The organism is Neorhizobium turbinariae (assembly GCF_023223505.1).
Taxonomy (GTDB): domain Bacteria; phylum Pseudomonadota; class Alphaproteobacteria; order Rhizobiales; family Rhizobiaceae; genus Neorhizobium; species Neorhizobium turbinariae.
Genome location: NZ_JALPRY010000001.1, coordinates 118,921 through 135,958, shown reverse-complemented (window position 1 = coordinate 135,958; position 17,038 = coordinate 118,921). Strand labels below are relative to the sequence as shown.

Sequence of the window (17,038 nt, the reverse complement as noted above, 5' to 3'; positions counted from 1 at the left end):
TCACTCGGCAGCGACGCCTTCTTCTCCGTCTTCCACGTCAGCTTCCGGCCGGTCACCGCCATCGCTGTATTCGGTGTGCCAGATGCCCTTGTCATCTTGCCAGCTGATCTCTTCCGGTTCGCCGCCCACCTGCTGTTCGGCAGCCACGATGCGCGCCGCCTGAAGCGCGTCGGCGCGGGTCGGAAAGGTTTCGGAATAGACGTCGCCAAGGCGATAGGCCCAGCCACCGTCATGTGGGACAACTTTATAGACGACCTTTGTCAATGCTTCCTCCTAAGCCGCTGGAAGCCGTCGAGGCTCTTCATGGAGCTCCGTTCACGCAGCGGCGTCAGGACTAGAAGGTAAAACAGGCGCCGCCCGCTTCCAGTTCAACGCCCATGAGTATGCCATCAATGCCAAGGCGCCGCAAATTCGGGCGCTGTGGCCGTGCCCGGCTTGATGCGTGGGTCACCTGCCATAGATGCGGCAGGAACGGCGACAGCATCCGCAGTTGGCGCCAGGGTGAAAGGAAGCCGTGAACATGCTGCGTCTGCTGAAACAGGAACGACTTCTGGTTCTGGCGCTTGCCGTCTGCCTTGTTGCCTACGTGACCGAACACGCGGTGCTCGAAGCTGGCCAGCTTGTTTCTGCAATCGCAGCCGCGGCGTTAGTGGTCGTCATCATCTTCGCCTCGACGCGCGTCGCCTACCATGCGGAGGTGCTCGCCCACAAAGTCGGAGATCCTTACGGCACGATGATCCTGACATTGTCGGCAGTCGCGGTGGAAGTGCTGATCCTGGCGATCATGATGAGCAGCACATCTTCACCGACGCTTGTGAGGGACACGATCTACTCGGCCGTGATGCTCGACATCAACGGCATCCTTGGCCTTGCTGCGCTTCTCGGCGGTCTCCGGCACGGCGAGCAGGACTACAACGACGATTCCAGCCGCACCTACAGCGTGATGATCCTGACCGCCATGGGCATCTCGATGCTCGTGCCGGAATTCATCCCGGCGGCAAAGTGGCACTATTATTCCGCCTTCACCATCTGCGCCATGATCGCGCTCTACGCCGTCTTCCTGAAGATGCAGGTCGGGCCGCACAGCTACTTCTTCAGCTACACCTATCCCCGAACACGGCCAGCCGTCGGCGGTGGCCCTCCGCCTGAAAAGGAAGCCGAGCAGGAGCCGGCAGCGGTCTCGATCGGTGTCATCCTCGTCGGCGTGCTGATCATCGGTTTCCTTGCCGAATTCATGTCCGCCTTCCTCAACACGGGGCTCAAAGGCACCGGTGCGCCGCCCGCACTGATGGCCGTCGTTGTGGCCGCGATATCCGCCGCACCCGAGATCATGACCGCGCTACGGGCTGCGCTTCGCAACCGCATGCAGTCGGTCGTCAACATCGCGATGGGTGCGTCCCTTTCCACTGTCATCCTGACCGTGCCGATCATGGAGGCGATCGCGCTCTACAGCGGCCAGCCGTTCATGATGGCCATGAGCCCGGTGCAGACAGTGATGGTGGGGATCACCCTGGTCGTGGCTGCAATCAACCTCAATGACGGCCAGACGAACGCGATCGAGGGCATGACGCACTTCGTTCTCTTCGCCACCTTCGTGATGCTGACGATGCTTGGCCTCTGACGCTTTGCGATTCACGATTAAGCACTTACTGCGCGGAACGGAATCAAAAAGAGAAGACGTTGAATCATCACCTGAACTGTGCATGTTACCGCCAGGCTTGAGGTTGCCTTGCGAACACTGCAACCTCCCCCGAATCGCCGAATGGAAAGAATGGAGGAACCAGTGTCCACACCCCCCTACAGAGCCGATCACGTTGGATCGCTGTTGCGCCCTGCTGCGGTCAAGGAAGCACGCAAGAAGTTCTACGAGGAAAAGAGCATCTCGGCGGACGAGCTGAAGGTCGTTGAAGACGAAGGCATCCGCGAACTCGTTAAGCTGCAGGAAAGCGTTGGCCTGAAGGTCGTCACCGACGGCGAAGCCCGCCGCCACTTCTGGCACTACGACTTCCTCGGCCTGCTGGACGGCATGGAATTCGTGACCCGCGAAGCCCACAAGGGCGTTACCTTCCATGGCGTCAAGCTGCCGCCGACCTTCCCGACCATCAACGGCAAGCTCGACTTCCCGGACGACCATCCGCATCTGGAGCACTTCAAGTTCCTGGCAGCGAACACCAACGTCACCCCGAAAATCTCGATCCCCGGCCCGAGCGTTGCGCATTACCGCACCGCCAAGGAGGACATCCACGTTCCGGAATACCAGGACGTCGAGGTGCTGTTTGCCGATCTGGCCAAGACCTACGCCAAGGCTGTCCAGAAGTTCTACGAAGCCGGCTGCCGCTACCTGCAGATGGACGACATTTATTTCGCCTATCTCGGCGACGAAAAGCAGCGCGCGATGAAGCGTGAGGAAGGTTTTGATCCGGACTGGCTGATCCAGGAATATGCCTGGATGATGCACGAAGCGATCAAGGACCGCCCGAAGGACATGCTGATCGGCATGCATATGTGCCGCGGCAACTTCCGCTCCACCTGGGCAGCAGAAGGCGGTTACGACGCAGCTGCAGACGCGATCTTCAACCACACCGGCGTCGACATGTTCTTCATGGAATACGACACCGAACGCGCCGGTGGCCTGCAGCCGCTCAGCCTGCTCCAGAAAGGCTCCAAGCAGCGCGTCTACCCCGGCTTCATCACCACCAAGACCGGTGAACTCGAAAGCCTGGATTCGCTGCGCCGTCACTTTGATGAAGCATCGAAGTATGTCGATCTCGACCAGCTCGGCATCGCGCCGCAGTGCGGTTTTGCCTCCACCGAGGAAGGCAACTCGATCACCGAAGACGACCAGAAGCGCAAGCTTGAGCTCGTCGTGAAGACCGCCGAAGCCATCTGGGGTTCGGTCTGATCCATACCCTGCCGCCGGTTTCGCACCGGCGGCAGCCTCCCTCTCCCATCCTGACTTATTGTTGATCGGCACGTGTGCTGCAGTCGGGACGGATCGCACTAGATGACGATCATCGCCTGCTCCCCTTCCCCTTTGGGCGAGCACCGGGTCATCCAAGGGAGGATCACGATGAAACGCCTCAACAGACTTTTCACCGGCTCTGCCATCTCCGCTGTACTCTTCGCGACAGCCGTTTTCGCGCAAACGCAGGCCATTGCACCCGCGGCGGGGGCGCAAACCTCCCAGGCAGGCAAACCCGCCGAAACGAAACAGCCGAACGCGCGCAACCAGAAACCGGCCTTTGCCGGCCAGACGCGTGCGCCGCAGCCGCCGGACATGGTGAAGATCAGCCATGAGGTCGTGGCCGACAACCTGCCGCATCTGTGGTCGATGGAATTCCTGCCTGACGGGCGCATGCTGGTGACCGCCAAGGCGGGGGCCATGCATATCATCGGAAAGGACGGCAAGGCCGGTCCGCTGATCGGAGGTGTCCCGAAGGTTCTGGCGCGAGGCCAGGGTGGCCTTCTCGACGTCGCGCTTGCTCCAGATTTCGAAACCAGCGGGATGATCTTCTTTTCCTTCTCGGAGGATCGGGAAGACGGCAACGGCACCTCGGTGGCGTCCGCCAAGCTCGTGCCAGACGAGGCTGGCGGCGGCAAATTGGAGGATGTGAAGGTCATCTTCCGGCAGATGCCGAGTTATGACGGCAACAACCATTTTGGCTCCCGCCTCGTCTTCGGTCCGCAGAACGAGCTTTACGTGACGGTCGGCGAGCGGTCGGACCCTGAGCCGCGTGTCCAGGCGCAGGATCTTTCAAGCGGGCTCGGCAAGGTCTTCCGCATCGACATGGATGGCAAGGCATTGCCCGACAATCCGTTCGTTGGTCAGAACGACGCGCTGCCAGAAATCTGGTCGCTCGGCCATCGCAACATGCAGGCCGCGACGCTTGATGGCCAGGGACGGCTGTGGACGGTGGAGCACGGCCCTCGCGGCGGTGACGAACTGAACCGCCCTGAGCCGGGCAAGAACTATGGCTGGCCGGAAGTCACCTATGGTCTGGAGTATAGCGGCAAGGCGGTCGGAGAGGGCATCACCCAGAACGCGCAGACCGAGCAGCCGGTCTATTACTGGGATCCGGTCATCGCACCGTCGGGCATGGCCTATTATGATGCCGACGCCATTCCCGAATGGAAGGGCGCCTTCCTTGTTGGCGGCCTCGTCAGTCAGGGTGTGGTGGTGATCCACATGGATGGCGACAAGGTGAAATACGAGGAGCGCGTGCCGCTCGAGGCGCGCATACGGGACGTGAAGGTTGGTCCGGATGGTGCAGTCTATGCCGTTACCGAACAGCGCGGCGGCGGCAAATCCACCATCCTGCGCCTGACGAAGGCGTCGTAGTTTCAAACGCAAAAGCCCGCCGGTCGGCGGGCTTTTGTCTTATTGATGCAGTGTGGCGGTTACTTGCAGTTGGCGCAGAAGCGCTGGATGCGCTTGCAGGCCTCTTCAAGCAGATCCTCCGAGGTGGCGTAGGAGATGCGGAAGTTCGGGCCAAGGCCGAACGCCGATCCATGCACCACGGCGACCCCTTCGGTTTCGAGCAGTTCGGATACGAAGTCCTCGTCGGTCTCGATAACCTTGCCCGACGGCGCGGTCTTGCCGATCAGGCCTGCGCAGGACGGGTAGACGTAGAAGGCACCTTCCGGCGACGGGCAGACAAGGCCCTTTGCCTGGTTCAGCATCGACACGACAAGGTCGCGGCGACCTTCGAAGATCTTCTTGTTTTCCGGAATGAAGTCCTGCGGACCATTCAGCGCCTCGACGGCAGCCCACTGGGCAATCGAGGTAGCACCAGAGGTCTGCTGGCCCTGGATCATGTCCATGGCCTTGATCAGCGGCAGAGGGCCAGCCGCGTAACCGATACGCCAGCCGGTCATCGCGTAAGCCTTGGAAACGCCGTTCATCGTGAGCGTGCGGTCGTAGAGCTTCGGTTCGACTTCGACTGGTGTCACGAACTTGAAGTCACCATAGGTCAGGTGCTCGTACATGTCGTCGGTCAGCACCCAGACATGCTCGTGCTTCAGGAGCACGTCGGTCAGCGCCTTCAGTTCGGCATGGCTGTAGGCAGCACCAGAGGGGTTGGACGGCGAGTTGAAGATGAACCACTTGGTCTTCGGCGTGATCGCCTTTTCAAGATCGGCAGCCTGGAGCTTGAAGTTGTTCTCCTGCGTTGCCGACACGAAAACCGGGGTACCGCCGCAAAGCGAAACCATCTCCGGGTAGGACACCCAGTACGGTGCTGGAATGACGACTTCGTCGCCCGGGTTCAGCGTCGCCATGAAGGCGTTGAACAGGATCTGCTTGCCGCCGGTGCCAACGATCGTCTGCTCCGGCTTGTAGTCCAGGCCGTTCTCGCGCCTGAACTTGTCGGCGATCGCCCTGCGCAACTCAGGAATGCCGGCAACCGGCGTGTATTTCGTTTCGCCACGATTGATGGCGTCGATGGCAGCCTTCTTGATGTTCTCGGGAGTATCGAAATCCGGCTCGCCAGCGCCAAGACCGATCACATCGCGTCCCTTTGCTTTAAGCTCACGGGCTTTCTGAGAAACTGCGATGGTGGCGGATGGCTTTACGCGGGAAAGAGCATCGGCAAGAAAGGCCATAATCTTCGTCCTGAAGAGCTGTTGAACAAGGCTACATCGCGGGCGCGACACTGCCGGTAAGCTCTATGTCTAAACTGGCCATGGGATTCAAGCACAAAGCTTGAATGGCTGCCATCAATCGGCCTGATGTGATGAGCAGCGAGCGCTGGAGACCGTGGCTTTCAGGCCCCCGTGTATCCTGCGACTGGGGCGGGAAGCACCCTGGCCGGACGCTTTCGCGGATCGGCGTCCGGATCATCATGGTCTTAACAGAGCGTTACCAGACACGCCTGCTGTGCCGGAAAGGCACAACCAGAGGGGCAGATTGCGCCTCTCCTGCCCTTGTAAGCATTAGATTTTCCGCGCCCAACTGGCGTCAGAAAACTTTTTCTTGCCAATTTTTAATAAACACAGCACTCTGTGCAAGTTCGGGCAATTTACGAGCATGGGAAGACCTATAATGACGCGCTCCGAAGGCGCCAAGACTTCGGGCGGGAAACCGGGGGGCGGAGATTTCCAAGCAGTCCTACGGGTGACCGCGGTAAAGACAGGGACCCTTTCTTAAAGCTGCCTGCCGCCGCCCCTAGGGGCACACTGTGATGCTGTCCGCCGCTGAACACGGACAGAGAGAAAAGGACCTGCTGCATGGCCGAAACTGGCACTGTAAAATTCTTCAATACCGACAAGGGCTTTGGCTTCATCAAGCCTGATAACGGTGGCGCCGATATCTTCGTTCACATCTCTGCCGTACAGGCTTCCGGTCTGTCCGGTCTGTCTGAAAACCAGAAAGTGAGCTTCGACACGGAACCGGATCGTCGTGGCAAAGGCCCCAAGGCCGTAAACCTGCAGATCGCTGGTTAAGCCCACCAAGGCTTTCTATTCGAGTTGAAGCCCGGCAGCGATGCCGGGTTTTTTTCGTTCAGGTGGTAAGTTCAGAGCCCGCGAAGGAACGGGTTCTCACGGCGCTCATCGCCGATCCGGCTCCCTGGCCCGTGGCCACAGATGAAGCCGACGTCGTCGCCGAGTGGCAGGACCTTGTCGCGGATCGACGCCAACAATGTCTGGTGATCGCCGCCCGGAAGATCCGTTCGGCCAATCGAGCGATTGAACAGCACGTCGCCAAGGTGGGCGAAGTTCTGCGCGCGGTTAAAGAAGATGACATGCCCGGGTGCATGGCCGGGGCAATGGAAGACTTCGAACTCGTGCTCGCCAAAGGAAACCTTGTCTCCCTCGTTCAGCCACCGATCCGGCACGAGGTTCCGGACGCTCATGCTGACGCCGAACTTCTCGGCCTGCGTTTCCAGCCGCTCCAGCAAAGGCAGGTCTGCTTCGTGCGGGCCGATAACCGTGAGACCTAGCACCTCCCGCAGTTCGTCTGCTCCCCCCGCGTGATCGATATGACCATGGGTCAGCCATATCTCCTTCAGGATGATCCCGTTCTGCCGCACCGTTTCCACGATCGTAGGCACATCTCCGCCTGGATCAATGACAACACCTTCCTTGGTCTCGTCATCGAACAGGATCGTGCAGTTCTGTTGGAATGGCGTTACGGGAATGATTCCGGCTTGGAGCTTGCCCATGATACCTCGGTTAACTGAAGGACTGTCCGAGGGTATAACGCTAAACAGCGGGCGTTACAGCCGAAATAATCAGTCGACGATGGCAGCGGTCATGTAGCTTGCTTCGGCATTCACCGGCGGCGCCAGCGAGACGGTCGCGAGCAGGAATGCGGCAACTGCAATCTTTACGGTGAACACGGTAATCAGGACACCCTTCAAAGGATGAGCCGCGTTCGCCTTTTCAGCACCGATCGGGGGCATGGCAGCGAAGGTCGGGCCGTTCATCGTTGAGGTGGTCATTGTCATTCTCCAGTGTCGTTCGGCTGGATTAATGGCCGGACAGGCCAAAGGTTCCGCATTCCATCTTGTTCTTTGGTAGCGGCTTCTGCTTCCGGTTCTTGTGCGATTCCAAAATGATGTTGATTGTTCTTGTCGTTCGGGTTTTATGGCGGACGACGGGTTCGGCATGCGAGAACCCGGCACAATGAACCTCGGCTCTTGGTCGGGGCGGACAGTCGAAAGGGAATGCGAGTGGCGCGCGCAACGGCGGTCAAACCCGTCAGGAAGGTCCTGCCGCCAATGCCGGTGGTTGACGAGGCACGCATCGACTTCGAGACGATCGAGCTTCTGTTTTTCGCCTACCGGGATTTCGTTTCCGATCCGGATGCGATCCTGTCGAGGATCGGCATGGGCCGCGCCCATCACCGCGTCGTGTATTTCGTCTGCCGCCAGCCGGGTATGATGGTGACGGATCTTCTGGATATACTGCAGATTACCAAGCAGAGCCTTGCACGCGTGCTGAAGCAGTTGATCGAGCTGGGCTACATCCGGCAGATGGCTGGTGCCAAGGATCGACGGCAACGCCGGCTCTATCCCACGCTTGCAGGCCGCGAACTGGCACTTGCCCTTTCGGAACCGCAATCGCGGCGTATAGCCAATGCGATGGAATCAATGACCCCGGAAGGTGTTGCTGCGGTCAAGGAATTCCTGAGACGCATGCGCGGACGCGACGAGGCTCTGGGACCCATCGACGCTGATATGGATTGATACGTTGGAGTCGGGATCATGACGAAAGCACCACCCTCCGATGACGCCCCCCATCTTCTGATCGTTGATGACGATACCCGCATTCGCGACCTGTTGAACCGCTACCTGATGGAACAGGGTTTTCGTGTGACGGTCGCCGGTGACGCGGCGGAAGCACGACGCAAGCTTGCGGGCCTCAACTTCGACCTCCTGATCCTCGACGTGATGATGCCCGGTGAATCCGGCCTGTCGCTCACTCAGTCACTGTACCAGGACAAGACGGTGCCGGTCATCCTGCTCACCGCCCGCGCCGAGGCCGACTCGCGCATCGCAGGACTGGAAGCAGGTGCCGATGACTACCTGTCGAAACCCTTCGACCCGAGAGAACTGGTACTGCGCATCAACAACATCCTGCGTCGTAGCGCGTCCGCCGATGCGCCGAAGATCGAGCAGGTCATGTTCGGTCCCTTCACCTTCTCCATTCCGCGCAAGGAACTGCGCAAGGCAGCCGAAACGATCCGGCTCACCGACCGCGAGCAGGAGATCATGCTGCTCTTTGCGCTGCGTGCGGGCGACACGATCCCGCGCCACGAACTGATTGGTGACGATGCCGAAGTCGGAGAGCGCACCATCGACGTGCAGATCAATCGTCTGCGCCGCAAGATCGAGGAGGATCCGGCCAACCCGCTCTACCTCCAGACGGTACGCGGCATCGGTTATCGCCTGAGCATAGATTGATCGGGCTCAGCATGAGAGAGCGACTTCCACGATGGCATTGTTCGACGGACTGAAGCGAGACATGGAGCGCCTGACGCTTCCCGGCTGGCGCCCGTTCATCCGCTGGCTCCGTCACTATCTGCCGACTGGTCTCTACACCCGCTCGCTGCTCATCGTCATCCTTCCAATGTTGCTGCTGCAGGCGGTCGTCGCCGCCGTCTTCATGGAGCGGCACTGGCGTATTGTCACAGAGCGCCTGTCGGAAGGCACAGTCCGCGATATCGCCGCGATCATCGACATCATCCGCGACTACCCGCAGGATGCCAACTACAGCACCATCCGGCGCATCGCCAACCAGTCGCTGAACCTGTCGCTCATGGTGGAGCCACAGGGTGAACTGCCGCAGCCACGACCCCGCCCCTATTTCTCCATCCTCGATGACATCCTCGCTGAACAGATCAGGCGCCAGATCAAGCTGCCGTTCTGGATCGACACGGTCGGCGACATCCGCCTCGTGGAGATCCGCATCAAGCTCGACGAGCGGGTGCTGCGCGTCTTTGTCCGGCGCGGTTCCACCTATGCCTCGAACACGCATATATTCCTTGTTTGGATGGTGGGCGCGGCTTGCGTCCTTGCTGCCATCTCCGTGCTTTTCCTGCGCGGCCAGATCCGCCCGATCCTTTCCCTGGCGCGTGCCGCCGAAAGCTTCGGCAAGGGCCAGAAGACGGAAGGTTTCTCGCCGCGTGGCGCCGTCGAAATCCGGCGCGCCGGCCTTGCCTTCATCCTGATGCGCGAGCGCATAGAGCGGCAGATGGAGCAGCGCACGGCGATGCTTGCCGGCATCAGCCATGACCTGAGGACCGTGCTCACGCGCCTCAAGCTGCAACTCGCCCTCGCCGGCGACAAGCCGGAGCTTTCCGGCATGGCGCAGGATGTCGACGACATGCAGTCGATGCTGGAAGGTTACCTTGCGTTCGCCAAGGGCGAGTCGGAAGAGGATGTCGGCCAACTGCGCCTGAGCGAGCTTCTCGCCAAGCTGCAGTCGGATTTCGCAATCCACGGCAAGGTCATGACCTATGATATCGAAGGCGAGGACGAGATCGCCGTGCGGCCGAACGCCTTTACCCGCCTGGTCTCCAACCTCGTCACGAATGCCGAACGTTATGCCCAGACCTTGCACGTCGATGCCAAGCACAGCGCACGCTGGCTAACCCTGACACTGGACGATGACGGCCCGGGCATCCCGCCTGAATCGCGCGAGGACGTATTCAAGCCGTTCCACCGGCTGGACGAGGCACGCAACCTCAATGCATCAGGAACGGGGTTAGGCTTGTCGATCGCACGCGATATTGCGGCAGCACATGGGGGCAATGTGACGCTTGCCACGAGCCCCAAGGGCGGGCTGCGGGCAGCGATCCGCGTCCCGGCCTGATCGGCGGCTACATCAGCTTCTTGCCGTTCGGCACCGGCCGTTCGACGGCCGCAAGCACGATGGCGCCCTGCTCATCCTCGAAGCCGAGCGTCAGCACTTCGGAGCGCACGGGGCCGATCTGTCGGGGCGGAAAATTCACCACCGCCAGTACCTGCCGGCCAACAAGCGTCTCCGGCGTATAGTGCACGGTGATCTGCGCTGAAGACTTCTTAATGCCGATCTCGGCGCCGAAGTCGATCTTCAGCTTGTAGGCAGGCTTGCGCGCTTCCGGGAAGGTTCGGCCTCGATGATCGTCCCGACGCGGATGTCGACCTTCTCGAAGTCGGCATAGGCAATCTCTTCAGACATGGAGCGGCTCAGCTTCCAAGCTCTTCGGCACGCTTGCGCGCGGCTTCGATCGCCCTGTCGAACAGCGGCTGCATGCCGTCGTCGGCCATCAGCACGCCAAGTGCGGCAGCGGTCGTGCCGTTCGGCGACGTCACGTTCTGGCGAAGCTTGGACGCTTCCTCCGGCGACTGGTGAAGAAGTTCACCAGCGCCCGCAACTGTCTCGCGTGCAAGGCGCATGGCAAGGTCTGCAGGCAGGCCGGCCTTGCGGCCCGCTTCCGCCATGCATTCGACGAGGTAGAACACATAGGCCGGGCCGCTGCCCGACACTGCGGTGACCGCATCGATATCGGTTTCGCGCGCCACCCATTCGACCGGTCCGCTGACCTTCAGGAGCGACTGGACCGCTTCCCGTTGCGCATCAGTGACCTTGGGGTTCGCATAAGCGCCGGTCACGCCGCGACCGATCATCGCCGGGGTATTCGGCATGGCGCGGACCATGGCCGCCTCGCCCAGATGCGTCTGGAGGTAACCGAGCGTCTTGCCCGCAGCGACCGATACGACAACCGTATTCTGCCCAACTACCCGCTTCAGCGGCGGCAGCACGGCGTCCATCAGTTGCGGCTTGACCGCCAGGAACAGGATGTCTGCCTGAATATCATCCGGCAGCGCTTCGAAGTGGCGAGCACCAGCGTCGGCAATCACCTGCTGCATCGCGTCGGAAGGCTTCGGGTCGATGACGGTAACGGATGCACCCGGCACGCCCTTCTTCAGCCAGCCCGACAACATCGCGCCGCCCATATTGCCTGCGCCAATGAGAACGATAGATCCAAGCTTCGAGAGAGCCATCAGCACTCGCCCACGGTTTCGAACAGCACGGCTTCCATGGCGGCCTTCGCCTCCATGCCCGACCATACGACGAACTGGAATGCCTGGTAATAGGCTTCGCAGGCTTCAAGCGCGCTTGAAAGCAGCACCTCGACCTGCTGGTTGTTGGGCTCGGCCCCGCCCGCAAGCAGGAGCGACTGGCGGAAGATCACCACGTCTTCCTGACGCCACAGGTCGAAATGGCCCATCAGCACCTGTCCATTGACATGCGACAGGAGGCGGATGACCTCGTTGACGCGCGTGTCGGGCACCTTGATGTCGAAGGCGCAGGCGAGATGCAGTGCTTCGAACTCTTCCATCCAGGAAAACGACACATGGTAGTCCGTCCAGCGGCCTTCCACGGTCATGGCGATCTCGTCTTCTCCCGACCGTTCGAAAGTCCAGTCGTTGGAGGCTGCAACGAACTCGATCATATCGACCGGGTTCGACTGACGTCCGATTTCCAATTCCATTAGGCTCATGCGGCACCTTCTTAACCGGAATGAAAGCGAATTCGTGCTAACGCCAAAACACGCGAACAATGACCGGGAACAAATACTTCAGACGATTCCGACGCCTCCCAGATAACGCAGCCACGCTGTCTGGAGCTTACGAGGTCGTTTCGAATCATCCTTTAAAATCAGTGTACCTAGACAGAGTCCGGCTGCCAGCCCCTCACCTGTCATTTTGCCAAATGAGCTTTGGATAGAGCTTGCGGCAGCAGATCAGAACGGAGTCATAACTGACTCTGCGGGCTTGCTTTTTCGCACCTTTCCACAGGGCCGAAATAATCGCGCGGCGCACTCCGACCGGAAGCCGCGAAGACCGCAGCGGGGTGTCTCGGCTTCAGGCGGAAGCGGAAGCTGGATCGTTCTGAGACATTCCGGTTCATTTCAGCGGCACAGATGCCAGCAGCCAGAAACAGATCGACCCGCGGCACGATGCACCACGGGTCGATTCCAAACGTAGACTTGGAGGGCTGGCGCTCAGGTCCTCAGAGCGCGCCGCTTCCGGCCTGTGCCGATAGCTTGGCCTCAAGCGCTTCGACGCGCGCCCTCAGCGCCTCGTTTTCATCACGGGCGCGGGCGGCCATCTCGCGCACGGCCTCAAACTCCTCGCGCTTGACGACATCCATGTTGTTCAAAAACCGCTCGGCCTGAGCATGGAAAGCCGTCTCGACCTCCTTGCGAACACCCTGGGCTGCCCCAGCGGCATCGGTCATCAGTCGTGCGAAATCGTCCAGAATGCGGTTGGTACCGGTTGCCATGGTTCAAACTCCCGTTTCTCTTCCGCTTCCGTAGCGGCAAACTTTGTCCATGAATCTCAAGTAGGGCCTGCCAAAGTCGCTTGCAAGCGCCATCCACTGTCAGGTTAAGACGACAAGGAGAATCGCCTTGACCGCCGGTGGCCTCAACGCCATGTTCCGCAATAACACAGTTTATGAAGAGCCAGTAACGTGTATCAAGCGCTCCATCATGTCGCCCTGCTGCCGTTCCCGAACATCGATCCCGTGGCGTTTTCCCTGGGACCGCTGTCTGTCCATTGGTACGGCCTTGCTTATGTGGCCGGCATCCTGGTCGGCTGGCTCTATGCCCGCAAGCTGATCGGCAACGGCGAGCTGTGGCAGAACGGCGTTTCCCCGATCACTCGCCCGCAGTTGGACGATTTCCTTGTCTGGGTCGCCGTCGGCATCGTGCTTGGCGGGCGCATCGGCTACATCCTTTTTTATGACTTCCCTGCAGTCGCGGCCAATCCGCTGCGCGCGATCGAGATCTGGAATGGCGGCATGTCCTTCCATGGCGGCTTCCTCGGCGCGACGATCGCGATGATCCTGTTTTCCCGCAAGAACGGCATCCCGACCTGGAGCCTGTTCGACATGGTGGCGGCGGTGGTGCCGATCGGCCTCTTCTTCGGCCGCCTTGCAAACTTCATCAACGGCGAATTGTGGGGGCGGCTGAGTTCGATGCCCTGGGCAGTCGTCTTCCCGACCGGTGGCCCGTTCGCTCGCCATCCGAGCCAGCTTTACGAGGCCGGACTGGAAGGCATCGTGCTTCTCCTGGTGCTCGCCCTTCTCGTCTACCGGTTCAAGGTGCTGAAGCGCCCGGGCGTGCTCGCCGGCAGCTTCGTGATCGGATATGCCCTGAGCCGCATCTTCGTCGAATTCTTCCGCGAGCCGGATGCGCAGCTTGGCTACCTGCTCGGCACGGGTTGGCTTACCATGGGCATGGTTCTCTCGCTTCCGATGGTCGCCGTCGGCATCTGGGCAATCGTCCGCGCAAGAGCGGCAACCGCCGCCTCGGCGGCTCGATAAGGGCAGCGCCATGACAACGACGTCCAACGCCCCCTCCAGCACCCCGCTTGCAGAAAAGATAAAGGCGATCATCCGCGCCAGCGGCCCGATCAGCGTCACCGACTACTTCGCCCTTTGCCTCGCCGATCCGGAATACGGCTATTACAAGACGCGCGAGCCCTTCGGGCGGCACGGCGACTTCATCACGGCACCCGAGATCAGCCAGCTTTTCGGCGAGATGATCGGCGTCTTCATGGTGCACGCCTGGCAAAGGCACGGCATGCCGGACGGGGTGCGGCTGGTGGAAATCGGCCCAGGCCGCGGCACGATGATGGCCGACATGCTTCGCGTCATCAAACGCATCGCGCCGCAGCTGTTCGACAGCATGAACGTGCACCTGGTGGAAACCAGCGAGCGGCTGCGTGGCGTCCAGCGCGTCACACTCGAGGCTTATTCTACCAAGATCTCCTGGCATGACAGCTTTGACGAAGTGCCCGACGGTTTTATGCTGATTGCCGCCAACGAGCTCTTCGATGCGATCCCGATCCGCCAGTTCATCAAGACCCCGACCGGTTTCCGCGAGCGTCTGATCGGCCTCGATGCCGAGGATCAACTCGCGTTTGCAGCGGGCGTTGCAACGCTTGATCCGGAGCTCCTGCCCTCGCCGCAGGCCTCCATTCCAGAAGGCACGATCTTCGAGCTCGCCCCTGCCCGGCAGGCCGTGATGCAGACGCTATGCGAGCGGCTGAAGCGTTCGAACGGCACGGTGCTGATCATCGACTACGGCAGCCTTGTCACCGGCTTCGGCGACACGCTCCAGGCCGTGCGCAACCATGATTTCGACCCGCCGCTGGCCAATCCCGGCGAGGCGGATCTGACGAGCCATGTCGATTTCGAGGACCTTGCCAAGGTCGCGGTCGCAACCGGCGTCCATCTCAACGGCGGCAAGCACCAGGGCGACTTCCTCTACGGGCTGGGTCTCGCCGAACGCGCCAAGGCCTTAGCCAAGGACAAGGACCCAGCCGAACAGCGATTGATTGCGGCAGCCGTCGATCGGTTGGCGGGCGCCGGCGCCGGCAAGATGGGCGAGCTTTTCAAGGTAATCGCGGTTTCAAGCCCAGCGCTGAACCTGATGCCGTTCCGGGCGGTGGATTGACATCCACCCTACGCTTGCGCCACTCTTGCCGCCGATCGAAGCAGCGGACGCCCGTTTCACGCTTGCATAAAACCTCATGAAATCAGCAGGATACTGAACGCCGATGCAGGACAGACCCTTGCCGACGCCGATCGAGAGCCCCGTGTTGAACGACGCGGCTGGCCACCGCATCCGGCATGGTTTCTTCACCCGCCAGGGCGGCGTGTCCGAGGGCATCTATGCCGGGCTGAATGTGGGCGTCGGCTCGAACGACGAGCCCGAAAAGGTGGCAGAGAACCGAGCGCGCGTCGCGCAGTGGTTCGGCCAACCGGTCGAGAAACTCGCAACCGTTCATCAGGTCCACTCGCCGGATGTTGTCGTGGTCGATGGCAGCTACGACGGCGAACGCCCGAAGGTCGATGCCATGGTGACGACGGTTCCGGGCGTCATCCTCGGCGTACTGTCCGCCGACTGTGGCCCGATCCTGTTTGCAGACGGAACGGCGGGCGTCATCGGTGCCGCCCATGCCGGATGGAAAGGTGCGCTGACAGGCGTGCTCGAAAATACGATAGAAGCCATGGTCTCGCTCGGCGCCGCACGGGAAAACATCACTGCAGTGCTCGGTCCTTCGATCGGTCCAGCGAGCTATGAGGTGGGGCCGGAATTCATCGAACGCTTCCTGGGCTTCGATGCGGCCTACAAGGCCTTCTTCAAACCGTCGAACAAGCCGGGCCACGCGATGTTCGACCTGCCATCGCTGACCATCAAACGATTGAAGGACGCCGGCGTAAAGGCGCACAGCCTCGACCTCGACACCTATCCGGATGCTGAACGGTTCTTTTCCTACCGCCGAACGACCCATGCCGGAGAGCCGGATTATGGTCGCCAGATTTCAGCCATTTCCATAACAGAATAAGGGAGGACGCCCATGGCCCTGCATTTCGAGAGGAGCGAATACGCCGATCGTCTCGCACGCCTGACGGAGAAGATGAAGGCGGAAAAGGTGGATGCCTTGCTGCTGTTTGCGCAGGAAAGCATGTACTGGCTGACCGGCTACGACACCTTCGGCTACTGCTTCTTCCAGACGCTGGTGGTGAAGGTGGATGGCTCCATGACGCTGCTGACCCGTTCGGCCGATCTGCGCCAGGCGCGCCAGACCTCCACCATCGAGAACATCGTCATCTGGGTCGATCGCCTCAATGCTGATCCGACGATGGACCTCAAGAACCTGCTGAGCGACATGGACCTGCTCGGCGCCAAGATCGGCGTTGAATACGATACGCATGGAATGACCGGCCGCGTTGGGCGACTCCTGGACAACCAACTGTCGAGCTTCGGCCAGATCGTTGATGCCTCCTACCTGATCAGCCGGCTTCGGCTGATCAAGAGCCCGGCGGAGATTGCGCATGCCAAGCGCGCGGCTGAACTCGCCGACGAGGCGCTGGATGCTGCCCTGCCGCTAATCAGGGCCGGTGGCGACGAGGCGGAGATCCTGGCTGCCATGCAGGGCGCGGTCTTCCTCGGCGGCGGCGACTACCCCGCCAACGAATTCATCATCGGCTCGGGCGAAGATGCCCTGCTCTGCCGCTACAAGGCTGGCCGGCGCAAGCTCGACGCAAATGACCAGTTGACGCTGGAATGGGCAGGCGCCTCGGCGCACTACCATGCGGCGATGATGCGCACGATCGTGATCGGCGAGACGACGCCGCGGCACCGCGAACTCTACAAGGCGTGCCTTGAAACGATCCAGGCGATCGAGGAAGTCTTGCGTCCAGGGCACACATTTGGCGACGTCTTCGACACCCACGCCCGTATCCTCGACGAGCGCGGCCTGTCCCGTCACCGGTTGAACGCCTGCGGCTATTCGCTCGGCGCCCGCTTCTCCCCATCCTGGATGGAGCACCAGATGTTCCACTTCGGTAATACCCAGGAGATCCTGCCCGACATGACGCTCTTCGTGCACATGATCATCATGGACTCCGAAAGCGGCATCGCGATGACGCTCGGCCACACCTACCTGACCACGGATGGTGATCCGCAGCCGATGTCGCGCCATGGACTGGACCTCATCCAGCGCTGAGGGTGTAAAACCTGCAATTGACAGGC

At 60.9% G+C, this 17,038-nt stretch carries 18 protein-coding genes and 1 pseudogene; 11 read left to right on the top strand and 8 right to left on the bottom strand.

The features are described from left to right. A complete protein-coding gene (locus M0654_RS00670; RefSeq protein WP_118850105.1) occupies positions 1–264 on the bottom strand; it encodes a DUF2188 domain-containing protein in 264 nt (87 codons plus the stop codon). 256 nt (positions 265–520) lie between these two features. On the opposite strand from M0654_RS00670, the gene M0654_RS00665 reads away from it, so the two are divergent. The 3 genes from M0654_RS00665 (at position 521) to M0654_RS00655 (ending at position 4,339) form a co-directional block, all read left to right on the top strand. Then, a complete protein-coding gene (locus tag M0654_RS00665) occupies positions 521–1,621 on the top strand; it encodes a calcium:proton antiporter (protein WP_248681391.1) in 1,101 nt (366 codons plus the stop codon). Positions 1,622–1,783: 162 nt separating this feature from the next. Further along, entirely contained in the window at positions 1,784–2,902 is a 1,119-nt protein-coding gene (locus M0654_RS00660; protein ID WP_390919349.1) for a 5-methyltetrahydropteroyltriglutamate--homocysteine S-methyltransferase, read from the top strand. Positions 2,903–3,070: 168 nt separating this feature from the next. After that, positions 3,071–4,339 carry a PQQ-dependent sugar dehydrogenase gene (locus M0654_RS00655; protein ID WP_248681389.1) on the top strand — a complete coding sequence of 423 codons (1,269 nt, stop codon included), beginning with the start codon at positions 3,071–3,073 and terminating at the stop codon, positions 4,337–4,339. Positions 4,340–4,398: 59 nt separating this feature from the next. Here M0654_RS00655 and M0654_RS00650 read toward each other — a convergent pair whose 3' ends face one another. Continuing rightward, positions 4,399–5,601 carry a pyridoxal phosphate-dependent aminotransferase gene (locus M0654_RS00650; protein ID WP_248681388.1) on the bottom strand — a complete coding sequence of 401 codons (1,203 nt, stop codon included), beginning with the start codon at positions 5,599–5,601 and terminating at the stop codon, positions 4,399–4,401. A 624-nt stretch (positions 5,602–6,225) separates the two neighbouring features. Here M0654_RS00650 and M0654_RS00645 point away from each other — a divergent pair. Then, complete coding sequence (locus M0654_RS00645) at positions 6,226–6,441, top strand: cold-shock protein (protein WP_003494703.1); 216 nt, start codon at positions 6,226–6,228, stop codon at positions 6,439–6,441. 71 nt (positions 6,442–6,512) lie between these two features. Here the strand turns inward: M0654_RS00645 and M0654_RS00640 are convergent, their stop codons facing one another. Then, on the bottom strand, positions 6,513–7,160 hold the full coding sequence (locus tag M0654_RS00640; RefSeq protein WP_248681387.1) for an MBL fold metallo-hydrolase: 648 nt from the start codon (positions 7,158–7,160) through the stop codon (positions 6,513–6,515). Positions 7,161–7,229: 69 nt separating this feature from the next. Continuing rightward, positions 7,230–7,439 carry a hypothetical protein gene (locus M0654_RS00635; protein ID WP_118850111.1) on the bottom strand — a complete coding sequence of 70 codons (210 nt, stop codon included), beginning with the start codon at positions 7,437–7,439 and terminating at the stop codon, positions 7,230–7,232. Positions 7,440–7,664: 225 nt separating this feature from the next. On the opposite strand from M0654_RS00635, the gene M0654_RS00630 reads away from it, so the two are divergent. The 3 genes from M0654_RS00630 to M0654_RS00620 are packed head-to-tail and all read left to right on the top strand — an operon-like array spanning position 7,665 to position 10,314. Further along, positions 7,665–8,186 (top strand): MarR family winged helix-turn-helix transcriptional regulator, encoded by a 522-nt coding sequence (locus M0654_RS00630; protein WP_248681386.1) that lies wholly within the window; start codon positions 7,665–7,667, stop codon positions 8,184–8,186. A gap of 18 nt (positions 8,187–8,204) precedes the next feature. Then, the gene (locus M0654_RS00625) at positions 8,205–8,903 is read left to right on the top strand and encodes a response regulator (RefSeq protein ID WP_118850113.1); all 699 of its coding nucleotides are present in this window, start codon (positions 8,205–8,207) and stop codon (positions 8,901–8,903) included. A 31-nt stretch (positions 8,904–8,934) separates the two neighbouring features. Further along, positions 8,935–10,314, top strand: a complete 1,380-nt coding sequence (locus M0654_RS00620) for an ATP-binding protein (RefSeq protein WP_248681385.1) — start codon at positions 8,935–8,937, stop codon at positions 10,312–10,314. 7 nt (positions 10,315–10,321) lie between these two features. Here the strand turns inward: M0654_RS00620 and M0654_RS00615 are convergent. The 4 genes and pseudogenes from M0654_RS00615 to M0654_RS00600 form a co-directional block, all read right to left on the bottom strand. Then, positions 10,322–10,662, bottom strand: a pseudogene (locus M0654_RS00615) (tRNA-binding protein). A gap of 8 nt (positions 10,663–10,670) precedes the next feature. Next, positions 10,671–11,489, bottom strand: coding sequence for a pyrroline-5-carboxylate reductase (gene proC, locus M0654_RS00610; protein WP_248681384.1), 819 nt, complete (start codon positions 11,487–11,489; stop codon positions 10,671–10,673). Beyond that, positions 11,489–11,989: a type III secretion system chaperone family protein gene (locus M0654_RS00605; RefSeq protein ID WP_118850117.1), complete on the bottom strand. Its 501-nt coding sequence runs from the start codon at positions 11,987–11,989 to the stop codon at positions 11,489–11,491. Before M0654_RS00605 ends, proC begins: the two co-directional genes overlap by 1 nt. Positions 11,990–12,501: 512 nt before the next feature. Then, positions 12,502–12,774, bottom strand: a complete 273-nt coding sequence (locus M0654_RS00600) for an accessory factor UbiK family protein (protein WP_248681383.1) — start codon at positions 12,772–12,774, stop codon at positions 12,502–12,504. A gap of 189 nt (positions 12,775–12,963) precedes the next feature. Between M0654_RS00600 and lgt the strand changes: the two genes are divergently transcribed. The 4 genes from lgt (at position 12,964) to M0654_RS00580 (ending at position 17,012) form a co-directional block, all read left to right on the top strand. After that, a complete protein-coding gene (gene lgt, locus M0654_RS00595) occupies positions 12,964–13,818 on the top strand; it encodes a prolipoprotein diacylglyceryl transferase (RefSeq protein WP_248681382.1) in 855 nt (284 codons plus the stop codon). Positions 13,819–13,828: 10 nt separating this feature from the next. After that, on the top strand, positions 13,829–14,953 hold the full coding sequence (locus M0654_RS00590) for a class I SAM-dependent methyltransferase (protein ID WP_248681381.1): 1,125 nt from the start codon (positions 13,829–13,831) through the stop codon (positions 14,951–14,953). A 103-nt stretch (positions 14,954–15,056) separates the two neighbouring features. Then, positions 15,057–15,848: a peptidoglycan editing factor PgeF gene (gene pgeF, locus M0654_RS00585; protein ID WP_248681380.1), complete on the top strand. Its 792-nt coding sequence runs from the start codon at positions 15,057–15,059 to the stop codon at positions 15,846–15,848. Positions 15,849–15,860: 12 nt separating this feature from the next. Further along, the gene (locus M0654_RS00580) at positions 15,861–17,012 is read left to right on the top strand and encodes a M24 family metallopeptidase (protein ID WP_248681379.1); all 1,152 of its coding nucleotides are present in this window, start codon (positions 15,861–15,863) and stop codon (positions 17,010–17,012) included. The last annotated feature ends 26 nt before the right edge of the window (positions 17,013–17,038 follow it).

Coding starts and splice junctions, on each gene's coding strand:
- M0654_RS00620 (WP_248681385.1), top strand. CDS start 8,935: ATGGCATTGTTCGACGGACTGAAGCGAGACATGGAGCGCCTGACGCTT.
- proC (WP_248681384.1), bottom strand. CDS start 11,489: ATGGCTCTCTCGAAGCTTGGATCTATCGTTCTCATTGGCGCAGGCAAT.
- M0654_RS00605 (WP_118850117.1), bottom strand. CDS start 11,989: ATGAGCCTAATGGAATTGGAAATCGGACGTCAGTCGAACCCGGTCGAT.
- M0654_RS00640 (WP_248681387.1), bottom strand. CDS start 7,160: ATGGGCAAGCTCCAAGCCGGAATCATTCCCGTAACGCCATTCCAACAG.
- M0654_RS00645 (WP_003494703.1), top strand. CDS start 6,226: ATGGCCGAAACTGGCACTGTAAAATTCTTCAATACCGACAAGGGCTTT.
- M0654_RS00665 (WP_248681391.1), top strand. CDS start 521: ATGCTGCGTCTGCTGAAACAGGAACGACTTCTGGTTCTGGCGCTTGCC.
- M0654_RS00635 (WP_118850111.1), bottom strand. CDS start 7,439: ATGACCACCTCAACGATGAACGGCCCGACCTTCGCTGCCATGCCCCCG.
- M0654_RS00625 (WP_118850113.1), top strand. CDS start 8,205: ATGACGAAAGCACCACCCTCCGATGACGCCCCCCATCTTCTGATCGTT.
- M0654_RS00650 (WP_248681388.1), bottom strand. CDS start 5,601: ATGGCCTTTCTTGCCGATGCTCTTTCCCGCGTAAAGCCATCCGCCACC.
- M0654_RS00600 (WP_248681383.1), bottom strand. CDS start 12,774: ATGGCAACCGGTACCAACCGCATTCTGGACGATTTCGCACGACTGATG.
- pgeF (WP_248681380.1), top strand. CDS start 15,057: ATGCAGGACAGACCCTTGCCGACGCCGATCGAGAGCCCCGTGTTGAAC.
- M0654_RS00580 (WP_248681379.1), top strand. CDS start 15,861: ATGGCCCTGCATTTCGAGAGGAGCGAATACGCCGATCGTCTCGCACGC.
- M0654_RS00630 (WP_248681386.1), top strand. CDS start 7,665: ATGCGAGTGGCGCGCGCAACGGCGGTCAAACCCGTCAGGAAGGTCCTG.
- M0654_RS00655 (WP_248681389.1), top strand. CDS start 3,071: ATGAAACGCCTCAACAGACTTTTCACCGGCTCTGCCATCTCCGCTGTA.
- M0654_RS00590 (WP_248681381.1), top strand. CDS start 13,829: ATGACAACGACGTCCAACGCCCCCTCCAGCACCCCGCTTGCAGAAAAG.